At 36.1% G+C, this 22,708-nt stretch carries 23 protein-coding genes; 14 read left to right on the top strand and 9 right to left on the bottom strand.

Features of this window, described 5'->3' with window-relative positions; genetic code table 11:
* The first annotated feature begins 92 nt into the window (after window positions 1-92).
* The gene (locus tag SIB75_RS00195) at window positions 93-1,772 is read left to right on the top strand and encodes a DNA polymerase III subunit gamma/tau (protein WP_413683465.1); all 1,680 of its coding nucleotides are present in this window, start codon (window positions 93-95) and stop codon (window positions 1,770-1,772) included.
* Window positions 1,773-1,786: 14 nt separating this feature from the next.
* On the opposite strand, the gene SIB75_RS00190 is transcribed toward SIB75_RS00195, so the two are convergent.
* Window positions 1,787-3,103, bottom strand: coding sequence for a glycosyltransferase (locus SIB75_RS00190; RefSeq protein ID WP_413683464.1), 1,317 nt, complete (start codon window positions 3,101-3,103; stop codon window positions 1,787-1,789).
* 45 nt (window positions 3,104-3,148) lie between these two features.
* The gene (locus SIB75_RS00185; RefSeq protein ID WP_413683463.1) at window positions 3,149-4,702 is read right to left on the bottom strand and encodes a SpoIID/LytB domain-containing protein; all 1,554 of its coding nucleotides are present in this window, start codon (window positions 4,700-4,702) and stop codon (window positions 3,149-3,151) included.
* Window positions 4,703-4,795: 93 nt separating this feature from the next.
* Here SIB75_RS00185 and rpmI point away from each other — a divergent pair, with 93 nt between their 5' ends.
* The 7 genes from rpmI (at window position 4,796) to SIB75_RS00150 (ending at window position 9,584) form a co-directional block, all read left to right on the top strand.
* Window positions 4,796-4,993, top strand: coding sequence for a 50S ribosomal protein L35 (rpmI, locus tag SIB75_RS00180; protein WP_038654742.1), 198 nt, complete (start codon window positions 4,796-4,798; stop codon window positions 4,991-4,993).
* A gap of 52 nt (window positions 4,994-5,045) precedes the next feature.
* Entirely contained in the window at window positions 5,046-5,393 is a 348-nt protein-coding gene (gene rplT, locus SIB75_RS00175; protein WP_413389378.1) for a 50S ribosomal protein L20, read from the top strand.
* A gap of 145 nt (window positions 5,394-5,538) precedes the next feature.
* On the top strand, window positions 5,539-6,096 hold the full coding sequence (locus SIB75_RS00170; protein WP_413683462.1) for a tetratricopeptide repeat protein: 558 nt from the start codon (window positions 5,539-5,541) through the stop codon (window positions 6,094-6,096).
* A 29-nt stretch (window positions 6,097-6,125) separates the two neighbouring features.
* The gene (locus tag SIB75_RS00165; RefSeq protein ID WP_413683461.1) at window positions 6,126-6,932 is read left to right on the top strand and encodes a thiazole synthase; all 807 of its coding nucleotides are present in this window, start codon (window positions 6,126-6,128) and stop codon (window positions 6,930-6,932) included.
* A 49-nt stretch (window positions 6,933-6,981) separates the two neighbouring features.
* Window positions 6,982-7,149 carry a high light inducible protein gene (locus SIB75_RS00160; protein ID WP_269623864.1) on the top strand — a complete coding sequence of 56 codons (168 nt, stop codon included), beginning with the start codon at window positions 6,982-6,984 and terminating at the stop codon, window positions 7,147-7,149.
* Window positions 7,150-7,205: 56 nt separating this feature from the next.
* Entirely contained in the window at window positions 7,206-8,399 is a 1,194-nt protein-coding gene (locus SIB75_RS00155; protein ID WP_413389381.1) for an NAD-dependent epimerase/dehydratase family protein, read from the top strand.
* A 36-nt stretch (window positions 8,400-8,435) separates the two neighbouring features.
* Complete coding sequence (locus tag SIB75_RS00150; protein WP_413683460.1) at window positions 8,436-9,584, top strand: glycosyltransferase family 4 protein; 1,149 nt, start codon at window positions 8,436-8,438, stop codon at window positions 9,582-9,584.
* Window positions 9,585-9,587: 3 nt separating this feature from the next.
* Here SIB75_RS00150 and SIB75_RS00145 read toward each other — a convergent pair whose 3' ends face one another.
* From SIB75_RS00145 to SIB75_RS00125, 5 genes are all read right to left on the bottom strand, one after another.
* Entirely contained in the window at window positions 9,588-9,848 is a 261-nt protein-coding gene (locus tag SIB75_RS00145; protein WP_413683459.1) for a hypothetical protein, read from the bottom strand.
* Between the two features lie 125 nt (window positions 9,849-9,973).
* Window positions 9,974-12,880, bottom strand: a complete 2,907-nt coding sequence (gene gcvP / locus SIB75_RS00140; protein ID WP_413683458.1) for an aminomethyl-transferring glycine dehydrogenase — start codon at window positions 12,878-12,880, stop codon at window positions 9,974-9,976.
* Between the two features lie 101 nt (window positions 12,881-12,981).
* The gene (gcvH, locus tag SIB75_RS00135; RefSeq protein ID WP_413683457.1) at window positions 12,982-13,368 is read right to left on the bottom strand and encodes a glycine cleavage system protein GcvH; all 387 of its coding nucleotides are present in this window, start codon (window positions 13,366-13,368) and stop codon (window positions 12,982-12,984) included.
* A gap of 20 nt (window positions 13,369-13,388) precedes the next feature.
* Window positions 13,389-14,654, bottom strand: coding sequence for an aminotransferase class I/II-fold pyridoxal phosphate-dependent enzyme (locus tag SIB75_RS00130; protein WP_413683456.1), 1,266 nt, complete (start codon window positions 14,652-14,654; stop codon window positions 13,389-13,391).
* Window positions 14,655-14,691: 37 nt separating this feature from the next.
* Window positions 14,692-15,426, bottom strand: a complete 735-nt coding sequence (locus tag SIB75_RS00125; protein WP_413683455.1) for a hypothetical protein — start codon at window positions 15,424-15,426, stop codon at window positions 14,692-14,694.
* Between the two features lie 79 nt (window positions 15,427-15,505).
* Here SIB75_RS00125 and SIB75_RS00120 point away from each other — a divergent pair, with 79 nt between their 5' ends.
* The 5 genes from SIB75_RS00120 to SIB75_RS00100 are packed head-to-tail and all read left to right on the top strand — an operon-like array spanning window position 15,506 to window position 21,011.
* Window positions 15,506-16,435, top strand: a complete 930-nt coding sequence (locus SIB75_RS00120) for an acyl-CoA desaturase (RefSeq protein ID WP_413683454.1) — start codon at window positions 15,506-15,508, stop codon at window positions 16,433-16,435.
* Window positions 16,436-16,478: 43 nt separating this feature from the next.
* The gene (gene rplI / locus SIB75_RS00115) at window positions 16,479-16,937 is read left to right on the top strand and encodes a 50S ribosomal protein L9 (protein ID WP_011824637.1); all 459 of its coding nucleotides are present in this window, start codon (window positions 16,479-16,481) and stop codon (window positions 16,935-16,937) included.
* Window positions 16,938-16,994: 57 nt separating this feature from the next.
* A complete protein-coding gene (gene dnaB / locus SIB75_RS00110) occupies window positions 16,995-18,413 on the top strand; it encodes a replicative DNA helicase (protein WP_413683453.1) in 1,419 nt (472 codons plus the stop codon).
* Window positions 18,414-18,447: 34 nt separating this feature from the next.
* On the top strand, window positions 18,448-20,427 hold the full coding sequence (gene mnmG / locus SIB75_RS00105) for a tRNA uridine-5-carboxymethylaminomethyl(34) synthesis enzyme MnmG (RefSeq protein WP_413683452.1): 1,980 nt from the start codon (window positions 18,448-18,450) through the stop codon (window positions 20,425-20,427).
* Window positions 20,424-21,011 carry a chorismate lyase gene (locus SIB75_RS00100; protein WP_413683451.1) on the top strand — a complete coding sequence of 196 codons (588 nt, stop codon included), beginning with the start codon at window positions 20,424-20,426 and terminating at the stop codon, window positions 21,009-21,011. The genes mnmG and SIB75_RS00100 overlap by 4 nt, the downstream gene beginning before the upstream one ends.
* Before the next feature lie 6 nt (window positions 21,012-21,017).
* Here the strand turns inward: SIB75_RS00100 and SIB75_RS00095 are convergent, their stop codons facing one another.
* Both SIB75_RS00095 and SIB75_RS00090 read right to left on the bottom strand, forming a co-directional pair.
* Window positions 21,018-21,551 carry an RNA helicase gene (locus SIB75_RS00095; RefSeq protein ID WP_413683450.1) on the bottom strand — a complete coding sequence of 178 codons (534 nt, stop codon included), beginning with the start codon at window positions 21,549-21,551 and terminating at the stop codon, window positions 21,018-21,020.
* 52 nt (window positions 21,552-21,603) lie between these two features.
* A complete protein-coding gene (locus SIB75_RS00090; RefSeq protein WP_413683449.1) occupies window positions 21,604-22,155 on the bottom strand; it encodes a SprT family zinc-dependent metalloprotease in 552 nt (183 codons plus the stop codon).
* A gap of 118 nt (window positions 22,156-22,273) precedes the next feature.
* On the opposite strand from SIB75_RS00090, the gene SIB75_RS00085 reads away from it, so the two are divergent.
* On the top strand, window positions 22,274-22,696 hold the full coding sequence (locus SIB75_RS00085; RefSeq protein ID WP_413683448.1) for a hypothetical protein: 423 nt from the start codon (window positions 22,274-22,276) through the stop codon (window positions 22,694-22,696).
* Window positions 22,697-22,708 lie beyond the last annotated feature (12 nt).

The following is a 22,708-nucleotide window of genomic DNA, read 5'->3' as shown; positions in this document are numbered from 1 at the left end:
AATAAAGTTAGACAAGTATTTAACAAATGATTATCGACGTAGAATATGATCAAATAAATAAAAATTAAATTCATAATTTTCTTTAATTGCACATGATAAATATTTATGAGCCATTACACCATAAATATCGTCCCACAAACTTTGATGAGCTCATTGGTCAGGATCCAATTACAGCTACATTAAAACAAGCCTTAATAAGTAGTCGTATTGCCCCTGCCTATATATTTTCTGGCCCTAGAGGAACAGGTAAAACATCAAGTGCAAGAATTTTCGCAAAATCTTTAAATTGCTTAAAAAGCGAAAAAGCTACAACCGTACCTTGCGGGGAATGTGAACTATGCAAAGGAATTAACTCTGGCAATGCTTTGGATGTAATTGAAATTGATGCAGCATCTAATACAGGTGTTGAAAATATTCGTGACTTAATAGAAAGATCTAGATTTGCTCCTGCAAAAGCTCGCTGGAAAGTCTATGTAATAGATGAATGTCATATGCTTTCGACTGCGGCTTTTAATGCTCTTCTAAAAACTTTAGAGGAGCCTCCCCGGCAAGTTGTATTTATTCTTGCAACAACAGATCCTCAACGCGTTTTACCGACAATTCTTAGTAGATGCATGCGCTTTGATTTTCGAAGAATAGGTCTGCAAAATTTAGAAAGTCATTTAACCAGTATTGCTAAAAAAGAAGGAATTGTGATCAACAAAGATGCAATCTCCTTAATCGCAAAGCATTCGCAAGGAGGTTTAAGGGACGCGGAAAGCTTACTTGATCAAGTCAGCTTACTTCCGCCACCAATAACTCAATCAAACATAATGAATTTGATAGGGGCTGTACCAGAAGAAGAATTAATAATATTGGCTAAATCATTGATAAATAAAGATCCTAATTCTATTTTAAATATTTGCAATCGTCTAATTAATAAGGGAAAAGAACCGATTGCAATTTTACAAGGAATAGCATCTGTTCTAAGAGACTTAGTTGTCACAAAAGTCACTAATAAACACACCGATTTATGTGAAATTTCTCAAGAGAATAGGAAAGCGTTAAATGACTTAGGAAAGTCGCTTAATCTTGATGAAATATTAAATCTACAGTCTAAATTAAAAGGATCAGAAAACTATATTAGGAACAGTAATCAGCCGAAATTATGGCTCGAGATTCATTTACTTGGAATGCTTTATGATCAAGATTATAAACAAAGTAGCAGAGCAAAAGAATCATTGGTTAGAAAAACCATATCAAATAAACATGATACATCAAAAACCATAGTCTCAAGTAACAAAAAAGAAAAAATTCAGGAAATATCTATTCAAGAAGAGTCCAAGCCTTTTGAAGAAATAAATCTTGATGAAACGTGGAAAAAAGTTATAGCTATGTTAGAGCTTCCTTCAACAAAAATGCTACTTTCACAACAAGCTAAATTAATAAATTTGAACTCAGATTCTGCTGAAATAGGAATCTCGGAAAAATGGATTAATATGATTCAAAGTCGTAAAAACCTTATTGAAGATGCTTTTTATAAAGCGAGAGGCTCATCAACTAAGGTTCTTTTAATACAACAAAAAGATGCTTTATCTAATAATAGAAATGAAAAAAAGACTCTTCCAAAAATAGAGAAAAAAAATCAATTTAAAATTGATACAGAACATGATAAAAATAATTTTAAGAAGGAGAAAGTAGATTCAAAAAGTAATTTAGAGAAAAATTCTATTGATCAAAAAGCCAAGCAATTTGCAGACTTCTTTAATGGAGAAATTGTGAATCTTGAATGATTAAAATAATTTAATTAAGATCCAATATGATCTGTTTTTTCCCAAATCAAAGACTTACTAAACAATGACATTTTAATAACTATAAATGGTATAACAATAAACCAATGCGCAAGGTAAACTGTAGCTCCAATTATATTAATAAAATTTGGAGACGGTAGTCTTGGACCTTCACTATTTTGAGAACATCCTTTCCAAAAAGCTAAACTAGAAATACCAAATGCAACGATAGATAAAGGCCAATACAATGGCATATCAACTAAAATAATTGATACAATAAAATCTATAAAAGATACAACTGGTAAAGCATATTGCAATAAGAAAAAGCAAGATAAATCTATTTTTTTAACATGGGATAGGCGTTTTGAGACCAACAAAGGCCAATAATCAAAAAACCTTTGCAGGCCGCCCTCAGCCCATCTTTTTCTTTGTCTTAATAAAGCCGAAAATGATTCTACTGCTTCCTCTTGAATAGGTGGATCCCACATTATTACGATTGGCGATCGAGTTAATAAAAACCGGAAACTTAAATCTAAATCATCAGTGATAGTTTGTTCATTAAATCCACCGCAAGATTCAAGCACTTTTCTATTGATTAATTGACCATTACCTCTTAACTCCGAAACTCCACCACAAGCAAGTCTGCCTCTTTGAATAACAGCATCCATTGCCATCTCCATTGCTTGATAAGCTGCAATTGGATTTAATTCACAATTGACAACTGATTTTCTTAATTGCACACCAGACCAACCACCATTCAAAGCTAGGGCTATAGCTCTAAGTAATACATTGCTCTGTAATTGTGCATCAGCATCAAGAATAAATAACCATTCTCCATCCGTTTTATTTAATACAGAATTCAGGGCCCCTGACTTACCACCCCCACTCATTAATGGTCGACTTAAAACATTAATTCTAGAGAAACTAGTACTTAATTTTTGTAATAAAAGAGGCGTTCGATCTTGACTGCCATCATCAATTATCCATAAAGAAATCTTCTCCTCTGGATATTCAATTGATAACAGTCTTGAAACTAATCGCTCAATGACATTTTCTTCATCACGTGCTGCCACCAACACATCAACTTTGGGAAGAGTTTCAAAAAAATTTTCATCCTTAAAAAGATACTCTCTTTGTAATTGATAATTTTCCCTGCGATCTCTTAAAACAACTCTTAACCCATACCCACCCAGTAAGACAGCCAAAGTAATTGAAGGGAACAAATTCTTGCTGGGCTCTATGAAATGAGGAAAAATTCCTGCAAAAGCACAGCAAATCAAAAACAATATTGATTTAATGCGCCGGTTGTCTCCACTGATTTTGGCTAAAGCCATGGAGTAGTCCTTTTATCAACTTTTGACTCTAAGAGTCTTTCATCACTAAGGCAAAAATCCATATTTAGTTTTTGGATAATAATGAGAAAGAATTTGTTTGGTAGTCCATCCATTTTTTGCTAAATCTATAGCCCCAGACTGAGACATTCCTGCTCCATGTCCAAAACCTCCACCAGAAAAAAGCCATTTACCTTCTTTAATTTCTTTAACAACAAATAATGTGCTTGGTAATTGTCTAAGGACACGACGAATGTCATCTAGTTTAAGGAAAATTTCTGAGCCAGTCTTTCCGCCAATTTTCAACGAAGTAACTCTCCCACTACTTCCTCTCATTACAACCTTGATTTTATTTGGATAAAAAGAACTATTCACTTTTTGAGCTTGATTGAGCTGTTCCGATATCTGAGAGGCCTCTAGCGTTCTCTCCCATCGAAACAATGGATGATCAGAACCAAAAGCCTCAGACTTTGAAAATAAAAAAGATTTCAAATATTTCTCATTTGATAAAGGTAGATCAACCCTGCTAGTCCACTGTTTTGGGCCATCCAAGCGCATTTGCAAATAAGGAACTTGACTAGTTGACCATGCTTCATCTACCGAGGCCATTACTCCACCATTTGTGGCGTGATAAACAGTATTTATTGGCTTTTGATTCCAGATGAGAATTTTGCCAGCAGTTTTTTTTATTGCTGTTTTAATTTTTTGATTGGCTTCAGATGGATTCTTGTAAACCTGACATTGCGTATCACTACAAAGATTATATCCATCAACTTTGAATCTATGACTATTGGCCAAAGCCCATGTTCTAGCTAGTATTGCCTGCGCTGCTAATGCTGATTCAGGAGAGCTAGCGCCAATTTCGTGAGGGACTACTCCATTTAAATATCGTTCAATAGGAACATGTTCAACTAATGTCCAACTTCCATATGCATCTGACTGGATAGAAAACGGACCCAAATATATCCCCTTCCCCCAACGCAACCCATCAGGGGCTTGCAAAGAGATAGGACCCTTGAGAGAAATCTTTCCACTATTTCCATCTAAATAAGGTAAAACAGTCTTTGAAACTTTTATTTTTTGATAAGTCGACTTTATAGATACTGGAATCTCTATATCACCCGACACCCAAACCTCCCAATCCAAAGGATGAGCAATAGTTGATTCAATACCTTTATCTATTAAATCATTTGCCATTCTTTCAGCAGACTCGAAACTTGCAAAAGGGCCAATTGTGTTTCTAGCAAATATTTTTGGATTTTTTAATTGTTGGGCTCGCCAACCAATATTAATTTCTTTAGCCTTTCGAATGACTCCATCAGCATCTTTCAAAATTAAATTTCTACCATTGCTTAAAAGTTTTAAAGCTGGAGAAATATTGTCATTAATTGTTTCCTTTCCCAGGTATGGCTCAATCCCTACAAGCAAAACATTTTTTTCTAAACTTATTAGAGGCGTCTCAGGAGGAGCCTGATGAGTTGCAAAAAAATTAACTTTGCGAGGATTAGCAATAAAAGCTTGATTGGAATAATACGCACCAATCAAGAGAAACAAACCAAAACCAAAAAAACGCTTTTGAACCTGTAAATAACTTTTATTCAAAACAAAAATCTCCTTCCATCAAGAATTTAATAATTATGGGTTGGCTTAAGTGAGCTTAAGGACGTATTCTTATACACTAACTATGCTTTATCAATGCCAAAGCTCAAGACCCGCAAAGCTGCTGCAAAGCGGTTCAAAGCAACAGGTACTGGCAAGTTCATGAGACGTCGTGCATTTCACAATCACTTACTCGACCATAAGAGCCCTAAATTAAAAAGGCACCTTAAAACAAAAGCAGTCGTAGACGAACGTGATGCAGAAAATGTAAGCCTTATGCTTCCCTATGCTTAAGACTTCTCAAGAACGTTTATTAGTTCAATTTCTTGATTTCTGATTATTAATTATGGCACGCGTTAAAAGAGGTAATGTTGCTAGAAAACGTAGAAACAAAATCCTTCGTCTAGCCAGAGGATTTAGAGGAGGAAATGGAACTCTGTTCCGAACTGCAAATCAAAGAGTTATGAAAGCTCTTTGTAACGCTTATAGAGATAGAAGAAGAAGAAAACGTGATTTCAGAAGACTTTGGATAGCAAGAATCAATGCAGCAGCAAGATTAAACGGATTAAGCTACAGCAAGTTCATGGGTAGCTTAAAAAAAGCAGATATAAGAATCAATAGAAAAATGTTGGCTCAATTAGCAGTGACAGATCCTCAAACATTCACAAATATTGCAGTTAATTCAAAAGGTTAAACAGGCTTAAGCAGTGTTTTCTTCTTTAAACTTATGTATGAATGATTAATTAAGATAAAAGAATACAGAAGAAATTACAAAAATTAAGAATATTCCAATAATAAATAATAATATACTCTCAATAAATTAGTATTTAGTTTAGACGATGATAGTTAATCTTCCTCAAACTTATTTAATAGGATTGTGTTTGCTTCTAGTTATTATTGCTATTTTAGTAGGAAGACAACTATATAAAGTAAGAAAAGATGAAATGAAGCTAATCAAATTAGAAAAAGAAGATTCAAAAACCAATGAAGATTCAGCTAAAATGTATGAACTAGCATCTGTCCAATTAAAGAAAAGATTATATCCTCAAGCCACAACAACTTTAAAACAAGCATTAAAGAAACTTGATGGCGAGCCAGAAGAAGCTAAAGCACTTATAGAGAATGCATTAGGCTTTGCACTTGCTGCTCAAAATGATTTTAAATCAGCAGTAATACATTACAAAAAAGCATTAACAGCAAAATCTGAATATCCAGTAGCACTAAATAATCTAGGTTTTGCCTATCAACGTTTACTAAAAGAAGATGAAGCTTATAAAAATTATCAAGAGGTTTTAAAGCTAGATCCAAATAACAAAACTGCAATCTCTCAAATTAAAAGACTTGAACGTATAATTGGAACAGATAAAGATCAATTATTGAATAAAAAAGGTTTCTAAATAAATCTTAATTCATCATATTTTTACTCATGAAAAAAACAAATCAATTTCTCAAAATAGGAAATAAAGAATTCAATAGTCGGCTTCTTGTTGGAACTGGTAAATACTCATCCTTAGAGGTCATGCAAAAAAGCCTAGTAAATACAAACTGTGAAATAGTTACTGTCGCAGTAAGAAGAATTCAAGGACTAGAGCATGGACATAAAGGATTAATGGAATCAATAGACTGGAAAAGTATATGGATGCTCCCAAACACAGCAGGATGCACAAATGCTGAAGAAGCTATTCGAGTAGCAAGACTAGGTAGAGAATTAGCAAAGTTAGCAGGTCAAGAGAATAATAATTTTATAAAATTAGAGGTTATTCCTGACAAGAAATATTTATTACCCGACCCAATTGGAACTTTAAAAGCAGCAGAACAATTGGTTAAAGAAGGATTTACTGTCCTTCCATATATAAATTCTGATCCATTAATTGCAAAACAACTTGAAGAAATTGGATGTGCAACTGTTATGCCTCTTGGTTCCCCTATTGGATCTGCTCAAGGAATAAGAAATGCAGCAAACATTGCCATAATTATCGAAGAGTCTGGAATCCCAATAATTATTGATGCAGGTATTGGTGTTCCAAGTGAAGCAGCACAAGCATTGGAAATGGGGGCTGATGGGGTTCTAATAAATAGTGCTATTGCTTTAGCTAAAAACCCAGTTTTAATGGCTCAAGCCTTCTCTAAGGCAACTGAAGCTGGCCGAGACGCTTATTTGTCTGGAAGGCTCCAAGAGAGCCAACTGGCTAATCCAAGCTCTCCATTAGATGGAGTTATTTCAAAAAATTAGAGTAATTCGTTAAAAATTAGTAACGTAATAGGCTAATAACCAAAAAAACATGGCAGTCACTAGAGAAAGTCAAGGCAGGCTCAACGTTTTTGCGGATGAACCAAAAATTGAAATACTTACAAAAGAAAGCAGTGGCAACAAAGGTTCTTGGCTTTTTACCCTTGCTGGAGTTATCCTTGTAATTGGGCTAATCGCATATTCTTTAACAATCAAGTGAAACCCTTGTAGTAGCTTGAATAATATGAGCATTTGCTCTTTCTTTTGGAGTTTAGAGTGAAAGTTTTCGTTCTTGGTGGTGACGGCTTCTGCGGATGGCCTTGTGCAGTCAATCTTGCTGACAAGGGTCATGATGTATTCATCGTGGATAATCTCAGTCGTCGAAAAATCGATATAGACCTTGAAGTTGAATCCTTAACTCCAATTACAAGTATTGGTGAAAGGATTAAAGCTTGGTCTGAGATAGGTGGAAAACCTATTCAATTTATTCATTTAGATCTTGCCTCTGAATATCAAAAGCTTTTAGATCTTTTGATCGAGGAAAAACCTGATTCCATAATTCATTTTGCTGAACAGCGTGCAGCTCCATATTCCATGAAGAGCAGCGCAACCAAAAGATATACAGTCGATAACAATGTCAATGGCACTCATAATCTACTGGCTGCAATTGTTGAATCTCAATTAGATATTCACATTGTTCATCTTGGAACCATGGGGGTTTATGGCTATGGGTCCCATAGAGGCGCAACTATTCCGGAAGGATACTTAAAAGTGGAAGTACCCCAACCAGATGGAAGTCGTTTTGAAGAGGAAATCTTACATCCAGCTAGTCCTGGAAGCGTTTATCACATGACAAAAACGCTTGATCAATTGCTTTTTCTTTACTACAACAAAAACGACCAAATCAGAATCACTGATCTTCATCAAGGAATTGTGTGGGGAACAAATACTGATGTCACTAGCCGTGACCCAAGACTGACTAATCGATTTGACTATGACGGTGATTACGGAACAGTATTAAATCGATTTTTAATGCAAGCTGCTATTGGATATCCATTAACAGTTCATGGTACTGGTGGACAAACAAGAGCTTTTATTCATATTCAAGATTCAGTCAAATGTGTTCAGCTGGCACTGGAGAACCCACCTGAAAAAGGTGAAAGGGTGAAAATTTTCAACCAAATGACTGAAAGTCACCAGGTCGGGGAATTAGCTAAAAAAGTAGCCTCTCTAACTGGAGCAAAAATTAATTATCTTCCAAACCCAAGAAACGAAGCAGTCGAAAATGATTTAATAGTTGATAATCGATGTTTTATTGAGCTTGGATTAGATCCAACAACTCTCGATAATGGACTTTTAGAAGAAGTTGTAAATGTGGCGAAGAAATTCTCTAGTCGATGTGATTTACAACGAATACCCTGTGTATCTGCCTGGACCTCAACCCAAGCAAAAGAAATCAATAAATCCTAAACCTAACTATTACAAAATCTTGAAAAGACACGCTCAGTGAAAATAGCTTTTTTTACAGAAACTTTCCTTCCCAAAGTTGATGGAATAGTAACGCGTCTAACTAAAACAATTCAAAATTTAGTTGCATCAGGAGATGAGGTTACAGTTTTTTGTCCAGAAGGCTGTCCATCAAACTATATGGGTGCAAAAGTTGTAGGTGTCCCTGCGATGCCATTACCCTTATATCCAGAGCTCAAATTAGGGCTTCCTGGTCCAGGTGTTTCAGATGAATTAGAAAGCTTTAAACCTGACCTCATACATGTAGTTAACCCTGCTGTTCTTGGATTGGGTGGTATTTGGCTAGCTAAAACAAACAATATTCCACTTGTAGCTAGTTACCATACTCATTTACCAAAGTATTTAGAACACTATGGAATGGGAATGTTAGAGCCGCTTTTATGGGAATTGTTAAAAGCAGCACATAATCAAGCAATTCTAAATCTTTGTACTTCTACTGCAATGGTGCAAGAACTATCAGAAAAAGGAATTCAAAATACCGCTTTATGGCAAAGAGGAGTTGATACAGACATTTTCAAACCAGAACTAAGAGACAAACAAATGAGAAAACGTCTTTTAGGCAACTTTAGCGATGAAGGATCTCTTTTGATATACGTCGGTAGACTTTCAGCTGAAAAACAAATTGAAAGAATTAGACCAGTACTTGAAGCACTACCAGACACTCGACTAGCTCTTGTTGGTGATGGTCCATATAGACAACAATTAGAAAAATTTTTCCAGGGAACCTCAACTACCTTTGTGGGATATTTAAGTGGAAATGAATTAGCAAGTGCTTATGCATCTGGTGATGCTTTCTTATTTCCCTCTAGTACAGAAACTCTTGGATTAGTTCTCTTAGAAGCAATGGCTGCTGGATGCCCAGTCGTAGGAGCAAATAAAGGTGGAATACCAGATATCATTTCAGATGGAGAGAACGGATGCTTATACAATCCTGATGAAGGAAATGATGGGGCTTTAAGTTTAATTGAGGCTACAAAAAAATTATTAGGCAACGAAGTAGAGCGAACAGCGATGAGAAAAGCAGCTCGTTCTGAAGCTGAGAGATGGGGCTGGGCAGGAGCTACAAAACAATTAAGAAGTTATTACGCAGGAGTGCTAGATAAAAAGCAATCAAATCTCGCTGCTTAGTTTTTATGCAGCATGAGGAGGTGGAGTTGGGGAATCCAATGATTGCAGAGGTAATACCAAAGTTGCCCATGGAGAAAGCTTTGCTGGCCTTTCTTTCTTAGGTTGACGGACCCCAAATGGGACTCTAACAACATTAGTTCCAGCAACTTGTAAAAGTTCTCCGTTATTTAAAACAGATTCAAAGCAATTAGAGAAAGAAGGCAAGGACAACTCATCCTTTTTATTAATTTGATCTGGAAAATCAACAGATGTCTTTTTGTTCATTTGGTCCCCATGTGATTGAAAGCTGAGGCAAAGATTAATAGAAAAAATTGCAAAACAGCCTAAGAAAAACCAAAGATATGGTTTTCGCTTGAAATTTAACTAATAAAAGAAGTTTTAACCAGTCTTCAAATAGAATTATTTTCTTCTAAGTCTTGAACTGAAGGACAACTACATATCAAATTTCTGTCTCCATAAGCGTTATTAATACGTGAAACTGATGGCCAAAATTTATATTTTTCCTGATCAGGCAATGGATAAGCTGCTTCTTTACGAGAATAAGGTCTATCCCAATCATCGGATGTAACTGTTTTTAAAGTATGTGGAGATTGTTTTAAAGGATTATTAATAGGATCAATATTTCCTAATTTAATTTGTTCGATTTCTTCTCTTATTCTAATCATCGCGTCACAAAAACGATCTAATTCAGCCAAACTTTCACTCTCTGTGGGTTCAACCATCAAGGTTCCAGCAACAGGCCAACTGATTGTTGGAGCATGAAATCCATAATCCATTAATCTTTTAGCAACATCTTCAACTTCTATACCTAACTGACTCTTCAAAGGTCTTAAATCTAAGATGCATTCATGTGCCACCAAGCCATTAGGATCTTTAAATAAAACTGGATAATAAGGATCAAGTCGTTTTGCTAAATAATTAGCGGAGAGAATTGCAATTGAACTTGCTTTGCGTAACCCATCGCTACCCATCATTCGAATGTACATCCAACTGATGGGCAATATTCCAGCGCTGCCATATGGAGCTGAAGAGACAGCTGAAATAGCCTTTTCGCCTCCACATTGAACAATTGAATGTCCAGGAAGATAAGGAACCAAATGAGCTGCAACAGCTATTGGACCTACGCCTGGGCCTCCTCCTCCATGAGGGATCGAAAAAGTTTTATGAAGATTTAAATGACAGACATCTATGCCATAAGATCCAGGTCTGCAAATACCCACTTGAGCATTCAGATTTGCACCATCCAAATAGACTTGACCTCCTTCTTGATGAATGACTTGACAAATTTCACGAATATTTGGCTCAAACACTCCATGAGTTGAAGGATAGGTGACCATCAATGCAGCCAAATTCTTTGAATGAATTTTTGATTTATTCCTTAAGTCTTCTAAATCAACATTGCCGTATTCATCACATTTAACAGAAACAACTTTAAAGCCAGACATAACAGCGCTAGCTGGATTGGTCCCATGTGCACTGGTTGGAATCAAGCAAATATTTCTATGACCCTCTCCTTGAGACTTATGCCATGATCGTATTACAAGCAAACCAGCAAATTCTCCTTGAGAACCTGCATTTGGCTGAAGAGAAACCCCTTGAAAGCCAGTTAAAGCAGACAGCCAAGCTTCAAGGTTATTAATTATTTCCTGAAATCCAGCTAATTGATCATAAGGAGCAAATGGATGGATAGAGGAAAACTGACTCCATTCGATGGGTAAAAGTTCTGCAGCTGCATTCAATTTCATTGTGCAACTCCCAAGAGGAATCATTCCTTGAACTAAAGAAAAATCTTTCGACACTAAAAAATGTATATATCTCATTAAATCAGTCTCACTTTGATATTTATTAAATACCGATTGTTCAAGCCAAGGTTTTTTTCGCATTGGAATGTCAATTAATGATTCATTTTCTTTGGCGAACGTAGTAAAGTCATTAACATTTTTTCCTTTAACTTTTGCAAGTATTTGATGTAATTTATCAATTTCATCATCACAAGTTAATTCATCAAAAGTCACACCAAAACCCTTCGCATTCTCAATATCTGATCCGATAGGAAGCACTCTAATATTATATCCTTCTTCAGAAGCCAACTGAATAACTTTTGATGCTTCAGGACAATAAATATCAATACTATCAAACCCGGAATATCTATCTAAAGGATATTCTAGATTACTTAGAATAGATTCAAAGTATGATCTATATTTAAGAATCTTTTTTGCTATTTGTTTAAGACCATTTGGACCATGATGCACTGCATAAAAAGAAGAAAGAACAGCTAATAAAACTTGAGCTGTACAAATATTACTTGTTGCTTTATCTCTGCGTATATGTTGCTCTCTTGTTTGAAGTGCAAGCCTCAATGCTTGATTGCCTTCTAGATCAACTGATTGGCCCACTATTCTTCCTGGTATTTGTCTTTTGTATATTTCTTTAGTTGCAAAAAAAGCTGCATGTGGTCCACCAAAAGCAATAGGTACTCCTAATCTTTGCGCACTTCCGACAACAATATCTGCACCAAATTCTCCCATAGGTTTAATTAACACTTGAGCCAATGGATCGATTGCAATAGTTACAATTGCATCAAATTTGTGTGCAAGATTAATTATTGAGGTTGGATCCCAAATTCGACCATTTTTCCCAGGTAACTGAATCAGTATTCCGAAGACATTATTATCAATTTCAAAATCATTGTTATCAAAGATTTCCAGTACAATTCCTAATGGTTCACATCGAGTTTTTAATACATCAAATGTTTGAGGCAAAATTTCTTGATCTACTAAAAATTTATTAGCATTTTTATTTTTTCTAACAGCCAAACTCAAACTTATCGCCTCAGCTGCCGCAGTCGCTTCATCAAGTAAAGAAGCATTGGATATAGGCAAACCTGTTAATTCGCTTATGAAAGTTTGAAAATTAAATAGAGCTTCTAGTCTGCCTTGCGATATTTCTGCTTGATAAGGTGTATAAGCTGTGTACCAATTAGGATTTTCTAGAACATTTCTTTGAACAACTGGAGGTATAACTGTCGAATGATAGCCAAGCCCAATCAGCGAACGATGTTCAACATTTTTCTTTGAAATTAAATTGATTTCTTTTAAAGCTTCATTTTGATCACACCCATCTGGTAAGGAAATAACATTGTTTTCTGAATCAAAGATTTCATTGGGAATTACAGAAGATATAAATTCTTCCAAATTTTCATAAGCAAGATGTCGAAGCATATAAGCTTCGTCTTCTTTGGTTGGACCTATATGGCGAGACTTAAAAGTGAAATCCTTTAATTCTGCTTTCGACATGAGCTTGTTCTCAAGCACAAGCAAATTAAGTTATTTGAGTGAAGGCCAGTGTAGAGAAAAATTTCCTAATTTGTTGTAAGAAAAAATTATTCAATAAAATTCTATGCAGCAATTTTCTTGGAATAAGTTTCTGAATCCATAAGCTCTTTTAATTGATCAGGATTATCAGGACGAATTATCAATAACCATCCCTCACCATGAGGATCATTTTGAAGTTCCTCTGGGCTTGCCAAAACAGAATTGTTTCTATGGACAATGGTCCCGCTCACTGGAGCATACATATCCTCAACAGCCTTTACAGATTCAACTGAGCCAAAGCTCTCTCCTTTGACTATTGCAGTTCCTTCATCTGGAAGATCAACAAAAACGATATCTCCTAATTGATCTACTGCGAATTCACTAATACCAATTCGAACTAAAGCATCATCAGAAAAAGCATATTCATGACTGTCAGCAAAACGAAAATGATCTGGGAAGGAAAAAGCCATTGCGTCAAAACGAAAAACGCTTAATCATTCTGGGGCAATTTGATCAATCCTGCCTGAAATAAATTGGATAGCGCATGAATCAAAGCAATTTTGATATGAGAGCGATGGGATCCTCCTTGAATAAATAGATCAAATGGAGGTTTCATAGGAGCATCAGCAGAAAATTCACTCGTACTACCATCTATGAACGTGCCTCCAGCCATGACTAAGTTATTTTCATAGCCTGGCATTGAAGCAGGTATTGGATCGAGAAAAGATCCAATCGGTGATTTTTCCTGAAAAGACCTACAAATTATTTGTAAAATTTTCGGGTCTCCAATTCTTACTACTTGGATCAAATCAGTTCGCATAGATCCTGGGGTTGGCAACACTTGAAAGCCCAATTCGCTAAATGTGGTGGAAATAATCTCAGCACCAATTAGAGCCTCTGCAACCATTTGAGGTGCCAGAAAAAGTCCTTGTAAAATAGTTCTATTTAAGTCAAAGGTAATACCACCTTCAGGTCCAATACCTGGAGCAGTCAAGCGGCAACAGGCTTTATCAACCAAATCTGCTTTCCCCGCAATATATCCACCAGTAGGAACAATAGTGCCCCCTAAATTTTTTATTAAAGAACCTGCAATCAAATCTGCGCCTACTGAAGTTGGTTCCTGATTTTCAACAAATTCTCCATAGCAATTATCAACAAAACAAATACAGTGAGGCTGAATCCTATGACACAAATCACAAATATCTTTAATAACTTCAATAGTCAAAGATGGACGCCATGTATAACCACAACTACGTTGTATAAAAATTAATTTTCTTGGTATTTTTAAAGCTTTTTCTAACGCTAGAAAATCTATATTTCCATCATTTTTCAAAGATATTTCTTCATAGTTAATACCAAATTCAATCAAGGATCCTTGGTCATTCCCCCTCAAGCCAATCACTTCTTCAAGCGATTCATAGGGCCTTCCAGTGATAGATAATAAATTATCTCCTGGTCTTAAGACTCCAAACAAAGATGATGCAATAGAATGGGTTCCGCTTACAAGCTGAAGTCTTACTGCTGCTTTTTCAGAATCTAAAACATCTGCAAAAATTTTATCAATTATATCCCTTCCTAAATCTCCGTGTCCATATCCTGTCAATGAAGCAAAATGTTGTACATTTAAATGAGATTCAGAAAAAGCTTTTAATACTTTTTCTAATTTAAATGTTATACTTTCAGTCTTTTCTTTAATAGATAAATACAATTGTTTTTCTACATTATCAACAAAATTTTTAGCAGATTTTTTTGACATATTGTTTTTTTAATTCAGTAGAATAAGTTTTTAAAAATTAATCTGAAAAAATAATTTCTAATTTTTCTTGATCCTTAAGCAATAAACCTCTTTGGCGAAGATTTTCCAAAAAGTCATCTGCACCTTGCAAATTATTTGTATTTAACAATTTATTTGTTGCGTGTAAATCTAACAATTCACCATCAAGTTCCTCGGCTGTGTAATCTTTTAAACCTGCCATAACTGCCTCAAATCTTTCTCTTCGTTGTTTTTTACTTACTGGATATGCTGACATAACTTGTTCTCTACACATTCTCCACGACCTTCCTTTGCATAAATAGTCAGCCAAAGCAGCGCTAAGTTCAGGGGCCTCAGCTTCCTCAATAAACCAATCAAAGGAAGAAGGTAAAGAGGCTAAGCCAACAAAAATCTCAAAAAAATCACCTGCAGAAAGAGGGTTATTATCATTTCCTTCAACAGCGATAGCTGATTCTTGAAGAGATCTAACCAACTCAGGATGAACACTCAATATTTGACTTTCTATATTTTCTATTCCATGTGAAAGCACTTGATTTACCTTCCCCAAAGCAAAAAATACTTCAGGGCTTGGAGATACAAGTTTTCCATTTCGTAGATTTGAGATTTGAGAACTATGAACCCTCCCTAGATCCAAGCATTCAGCCAAAGCAGGAAGAACTTTATGAGACCAGCCATTACGCTCATGCCATACATGCACTAGATGAGCCATCGCCCTTCTACCCGCAGTCAATTGGTCCCGAAAACTAGAGGTCACAAATCACATTCAAGATTGACAGATAGACCTGATTAGGATCCTTATCGTATATTATATACAACAAGTAGACGGATCACCAATGGTTGCAAGTTTAATCGAGGCTTCGGCTCCATTAAAAAAACCAGTTGCTGCCGATAAAGCGATGGCTGCATCGAAGAAGCTTCAAGGTCATGTACCAAGACGGATTCATAACCAAAGGGCCAGAAGAAGATGGGGAACAGTCATATTCATGCTGACAATTCACGCTCTAACAATATTTACTTTGCAAGCTAAATTTTGGAGCTGGTTAGCATTTTCTGGATTCATTTTCTTATATTGGGTAACTGCTTGCTTGGGAGTAACTACTGGATATCATCGCCTACTTTCACATCGCTCTTTTCAGGTTCCAAAATGGCTTGAAAGATTTTTTGCAACTTGTGGAGCATTAAGTTGCCAACATGGACCAATTGATTGGGTTGGTCTTCATAGGCATCATCATACTTTTTCCGATACTGAAGCTGATCATCATGACAGCAACAAAGGATTTTGGTGGAGTCACATGGGATGGATGTTTGAAGATGTACCTGCCATGAAAGCTGTTCCAAGACTTTCTGGAGATTTAATAAAAGATCCTTACTATCGATTCTTAAATAAAAATTTTTTACTTTTGCAAATACCTTTAGGGGCGACGCTTTATTTAATTGGCCAATCCACTGGCGTTGGAGGTTGGGCAATGGTCTTATGGGGAATTCCTCTAAGGCTGGTTTTTGTTTATCACATCACTTGGTTAGTTAATTCAGCAACTCATTGTTGGGGTTCTATTGCATATGAGAGTGGAGATAATTCAAAAAACAATAAATGGGTCGCAGCTCTTACATTTGGAGAGGGGTGGCACAATAATCATCATGCTTTTCCTAATTCAGCAAAGCATGGCCTTCAACGAAATCAAATAGATCTCACTTGGCAACACATACGTTTTTTAAAAGCAATTGGGTTAGCCAAAAAAATTAGACTCCCTGTCGCGTCGTAATATTAATAACAATAATTAAATAGCATTAATTCATTTTCAATCCATGGCTAAGCGAGTTCAAGTTGTTCTAAATGAAGACATAAAAAGTCTTGGCAATGATGGTGACCTTGTTGAGGTTGCACCTGGTTTTGCAAGAAACTTTTTATTACCCAACAAAAAAGCATTACCAGTTACTCCAACTGTTTTAAAACAAGTTGAGCACAGAAGAGCAAAACAAGCAGAAAAAGAAGCTGCTAAAAAACAAGAAGCTATTGATTTCCAAACAGCTCTGACAACAATTGGAAGATTTACTGTCAAGAAACAAGTAGGAGAAGATGGGGTCTTATTTGGAACAGTAACAAATGGAGATGTAGCAGAAGTGGTAAAAGAAGCTACTAAAAAGGATATAGATCGTAGAGACATATCTGTTCCTGAGATACATGGTGTTGGGAAATACAAAGTTCAAATCAAACTTCATAACGAAGTCAATGCTGAGATAAACCTTGAAGTTACAAGTTACTAATAGTTGCATCTTTGCCTGAACAAGCCAAAGTAGGTGTCCTTGTCCAATAAGCGATAAATGATAAGCACCCCCTCTTCAAATAACGGGGATTTTTCAAAACAGGGTAGAGATTTTGGAGCTTTTAATAATTCCAAAATTGAGAAGCCTCGTTTTGAAGCTCAACCTGACCAAATACCACCACAAAATTTGGAAGCAGAGGAATCTGTTCTTGGTGGAATTTTATTGGATCCTGATGCGATAGGACGAATAGCTGATTTGCTACCAATTGAAGCTTTTTATATATCTGCTCATCGAGAAATATATAGAACGGCATTAATGCTACATAGCCAAGGCAAACCTACGGATTTAACAGCAATGAGCGCTTGGCTTGCTGATACAAATTCTTTAGAAAAAGTCGGAGGCAACAACCGATTAGTGGAACTGGTTGAGAGGGTTACATCTACAGCCTCAATAGAACAAGTTGCCAAGTTAATTAGCGATAAATTTCTTCGCAGACAACTAATTAAATCTGGAAATGATGTGATCAAATTAGGCTTTGATCAAAGCCTTCCAATGGAAGAAGCCATTGATCAAGCTGAACAAAAAATCTTTGCTATTAGCCAAGAGCAACCATCCAAAGGTTTAACACCTACTGCAGAAATCCTGACAAGTACTTTCAATGAAATAGAAAGTAGATCACTAGGTACATCAGTTGCAGGCATACCAGTTAATTTTTACGATCTGGATGCAATGACACAAGGACTTCAGAGGAGCGATCTAATCATTGTTGCAGGCAGACCAGCAATGGGAAAAACTTCAATTGTTCTTAATTTGGCTAAAAACGTAGCACAACTGCATGACCTGCCTGTTTGTGTATTCAGTCTTGAGATGAGTAAAGAGCAACTAACTTACAGACTGCTATCAAGCGAGGTAGGTATTGAGAGCAGTCGATTAAGAACTGGACGTTTGCAACAAGATGAATGGCCATTACTCGGTCAAGGTATTAATACACTTGGTCAATTACCAATCTTCATTGACGACAAACCAAATTCAAGTGTTCTCGAAATGAGGTCCTTATGTCGTCGCCTAATTGCTGAACAAGGTAAAGAGCTGGGGCTAATCGTAATTGATTATCTACAACTAATGGAGGGTACTTCGCCCGATAATCGAGTGCAAGAAATCTCAAGGATTACCAGAGGTCTTAAGGGTATGGCAAGAGAACTTAAAGTCCCTGTCATCGCTTTATCTCAGTTAAGTAGAGGAGTTGAATCAAGAACCAATAAAAGACCAATGCTCAGCGATCTTCGTGAATCTGGCTCAATAGAACAGGATGCGGACTTGGTTCTAATGATTTACAGGGATGAGTATTACAATCCAGAAACAACTGATAGAGGAATTACAGAAGTTATCGTGACAAAACACCGAAATGGACCTGTTGGAACAGTTAAATTACTTTTTGAACCCCAATTCACTAGATTTAGAAATCTTGCTGCTTAATTATTCGAGAATTAAATTCATAAATGCTTAATTGATGATTACCAAACAATCTTCACATGAAAGTTTTGACGTAATTGTTGTTGGAGGCGGTCATGCAGGCTGCGAGGCTGCGCTGACTTCAGCAAGATTAGGATTGAATACAGCTTTATTTACACTCAATTTAGATCGAATTGCATGGCAACCATGTAATCCCGCAGTAGGCGGACCAGCTAAAAGTCAATTAGTTCATGAGGTTGACGCGCTAGGAGGGATCATAGGAAAATTAGCCGATTTAACAGCTCTTCAAAAAAGGATCCTTAACGCAAGCAGAGGTCCTGCAGTTCGAGCATTGAGAGCACAAACAGATAAGCGGTTATATGCGCATGAAATGCTAAAAATCCTTCAAAACACTCCCAATTTAAAGATTAGAGAGGCAATGGTTACTGGGCTAGAAATTGAACATTATCCCAAACAGATTGAAAAAAACACACCAGAAATTCAAGAAAGAATTGGATTTATAAAGGGAATTAAAACCTATTTTGGAAGCGTTTTTCATGCAAAAGCAGTTGTACTTACAACAGGAACCTTTTTAGGAGGCAGGATTTGGATTGGCAATCAATCTATGAGCGCAGGTCGAGCAGGAGAGCAGGCCTCTGAAGGGTTAACTGAAGAATTGCAAAAGTTAGGCTTTACTACTGATCGTTTAAAAACAGGAACCCCTGCTCGCGTCGATAGAAGAACTATTGATCTTGACTCTCTAGATGAGCAATTGAGTGATGCTTCAGATAAATTCTTTTCGTTTGATCCTCTTTCTTGGAAAAGTGGGGAGCAAATGAGTTGTCATATCACGAGAACAACAAAAAAAACTCACCAACTTATTAAAAATAATCTTCATTTAACTCCTATTTATGGAGGTTTCATTGATAGTAAAGGTCCAAGATATTGCCCATCAATTGAAGATAAAATTGTACGTTTTGCTGACAAAGATTCACACCAGATTTTCTTAGAGCCCGAAGGTAGAGATACTCCAGAAATGTATGTACAAGGTTTTTCAACTGGACTGCCTGAAAACTTACAATTAGAACTTTTAAGGACTCTACCAGGCTTACAAAATTGCGTAATGCTTCGACCTGCTTATGCAGTTGAATATGATTACATTCCAGCCACACAATTAGAAGCAACACTAGAGACAAAAAGAATAAGTGGTTTATTTAGTGCAGGGCAACTAAATGGAACAACAGGATACGAAGAAGCAGCTGCACAAGGTTTAGTAGCAGGTTTAAATGCTGCAAGATTAGTAAACGATAAAGAAGGATTTATTTTTGAGAGAGAGAGTAGTTATATAGGAACTATGATTGATGATTTAGTTACAAAAGATTTAAAAGAGCCATATAGAGTATTAACTAGTAGAAGTGAATATCGATTAATTTTAAGAGGTGATAATGCAGACAGGCGACTAACTCCTCTCGGTTACAAATTAGGGTTGATTGATGAAAGAAGGTGGGAAATATTTAATACTAAGCAACAATTAATCAATCAAGAAAAAGAAAGACTGGAGACAGAGCGAATCAAAGAAAGTGATAAGTCTGCAAAGGAAATATATTCCACAACTGGAACGCCTATTAAAGGATCAATAACCCTCGCAAATTTCCTGAGAAGAACAAATATTCACTATCAAGACTTAATTAATTATAATTTAACAACTCAAAGTATTCCTTTAGATGTTGAAGAAGGAGTTGAGATAGATATTAAATATAGCGGTTATTTAGAAAGACAACAAACTCAAATTAATCAATTAAAAAAGCAAAGTAAAAAATTATTACCAAAAAATTTAAATTACAATAATATCGAAACACTATCTAAAGAAGCCAGGGAAAAACTAACAATTTCGCAACCAAAAAGTCTTGGTCATGCTGCTCAACTTCCCGGTGTAAGCAAAGCTGATCTCACTGCACTTCTAGTATGGTTAAAAATAGAGCAAATGAAAAAAACTAAAAGTAAAGATGCACTACAAATAACAAGTTATCAACAGTGAATTCACGTCAATCTCAATTACCTTCTCCTGAAGTGATTTGGAAAGCATCGAAAGAAAGTGTTCTTTCAGGGAAGGGGAATCATAAGCTCTCTGGAGCTTGGCAGTTAATGCTCTTAGGTGACGGCAGCCCAACAAGACATCTAAAACTATTAACAGGTCATGAAGTTGCCATAAAGGTTATTTCAATGGAAACAGAAAATAAGAATGAAATTGGTGTACCAGAAGAAGTCAATGAACTAGAGCCACCTTTGATAAGAAGACAAGTTTGGCTGACATGCGGAGACTTAACCCTGGCATGGGCTGAAAGCTGGTGGAATTATCAAGAAGCAGAAAAACATCTGCAAAATAAGGATCAACCAATCTGGAAAAGCTTGACCCAAGGACGCTCAGAGCTTTTTAGAGAAGTTGACGGATTGGGATTAGTTAATGCCAGTTGGCTGAAATCAGAATTCAATGAAGATGGTCCTTTTTGGAGTAGGCATTATCGATTTTTTCGTCAACAAAAAGAATTAACTGTAATTAGAGAAGTTTTCAGCCCCAAACTAGAAAAATGGTTAGGCCCAATACCAAGAAAGGCTTTTTAAAAACAACTAGTATTTTCTTCTACTAGATCTTGGTATGTTTTTTCTTCTTTGAGAAGTTCGTTCATCTAGAAAAGAATCGTTTAAATCGGGTGCATTTTTCTTAATTAAATTATCTTTTCTTTCCCACTTATTTAATTTAAAAGATTGATCATCTGGCCATTCATCAAGTGCATCTAAATTGTTACTCCTTCGTTCAATCTGAGGTGGTAAAGCTTTAGGAGCTCTTAAGGAAATAGCACTTAAGGGTCTTTTTATATTGTTTATGCTTTCTTGAAGAGGCTCGTCATCTAAATCTTCATTATCCAACCAATCGTCATCATCCTCAAAAAACCAATCAATTTTTTCTTCCACCCAACGACCAACTTTTTCGAAATTTGCTGAAGTCTCTTTGTCTTGCCACCCTCCCCTTCTTTGACCAGGGCGATTACCTGCAACACCATCTACAACTTGTTTTCCAGTTTGTATCCATTTATCCATTCTACGATCAAGGGGCGCTCGAGATCGCTGACGATTTTGATTCCGATTGTTGTATGGGCTCATCTTTTAAATTTAACGCTTTCAAACCAACAAGTGAATCACCGTAAAGATGAAATTATTTATTACTTCTAGAAAAAGGTTGAAATTCAAGTACACATTTTTGATTCCATCGACCTCCAAAAAAATTGTTACAGCAACTTCGACAGGCAGCACCCCTAACAACACGCCGATAGCTAAAAGTTCTTTCACATGAAGGGCAAGTTGCCACCCATTTTGGGGTTTTTTTTGTTATTGGGAACGAATGACGAACTGTTACTTGGAAATCCGTTTGAGCGGAATTAATCTCTGCCATACGTTGATGAAAATTAGGCCCATGTGCTTCCTCAACTTTCAGAACAAGATCAATCCAGGCATGAATCATTTCGTGACACAAGGTGCTCATCAATGCTTTATGGGGAAGATGTTCCAATACTGGTCTAGACAAAATTATTTCACTAGCTTTAACTCCGAAAAAATTCGTTTTACTTCTATAGATACCAGCCGTAGTGCGCATGCGGCCATCACTCCAACGAAGAGAGACTCTGGGAAATCCATTCTCGAGCAACGAGTTCTGAAAATATTGTCTGTTTAATTCAAGAAATAATGGTAAAACAGGTATTAAAGACATTGATACCGAGAACTCGTTAGCATTATTATTCCGATAACATTCTGTCTAACTATCAATAACAAACAAGCTAATCTCATGGCTGATAAGTCAGAATCTTTAACTAAACGGAATTAAAAAAATGGATAGTGCTCTTATCAAAGCAATTGGATTAAAAGCTCTCTTGGTTGGAGTTGGCGCACTTCTCCTTTTTTGGACTTTTAACGCAATCAAACTCGTAATAAGTGCTAGAGGCATTAATCCTCTTGTGAAAAAGTTTTTTGATCAAATTGCAGCTGGCCGAATAGATGGGGCTTATAGACTTACAACAAAAGCTTATAAATCACATGTCAATAGACAAGAGTTCATCAAATTTTTGGGTAGCTTGCAATTAAATCGATATAGAAACTTGAAGTCAGGGCGACCAAGAATAGAAGACAATCAAATAATGCTCACATTAAGCTTAAAATCAGAAGATAAGAAAAACGAAATGCCGCTGGACTTCACTTTTATTAAAATAAACGAAAATTGGCAAATAGATCGTATTGCGAAAGCCAATACATAATGAAGCGAAATG

This window comes from Prochlorococcus sp. MIT 1011 (assembly GCF_047305235.1).
Lineage (GTDB): Bacteria > Cyanobacteriota > Cyanobacteriia > PCC-6307 > Cyanobiaceae > Prochlorococcus_B.
The sequence above is the reverse complement of the archived record's forward strand: the minus strand, read 5'-3'. Positions and strand labels throughout refer to the sequence as shown.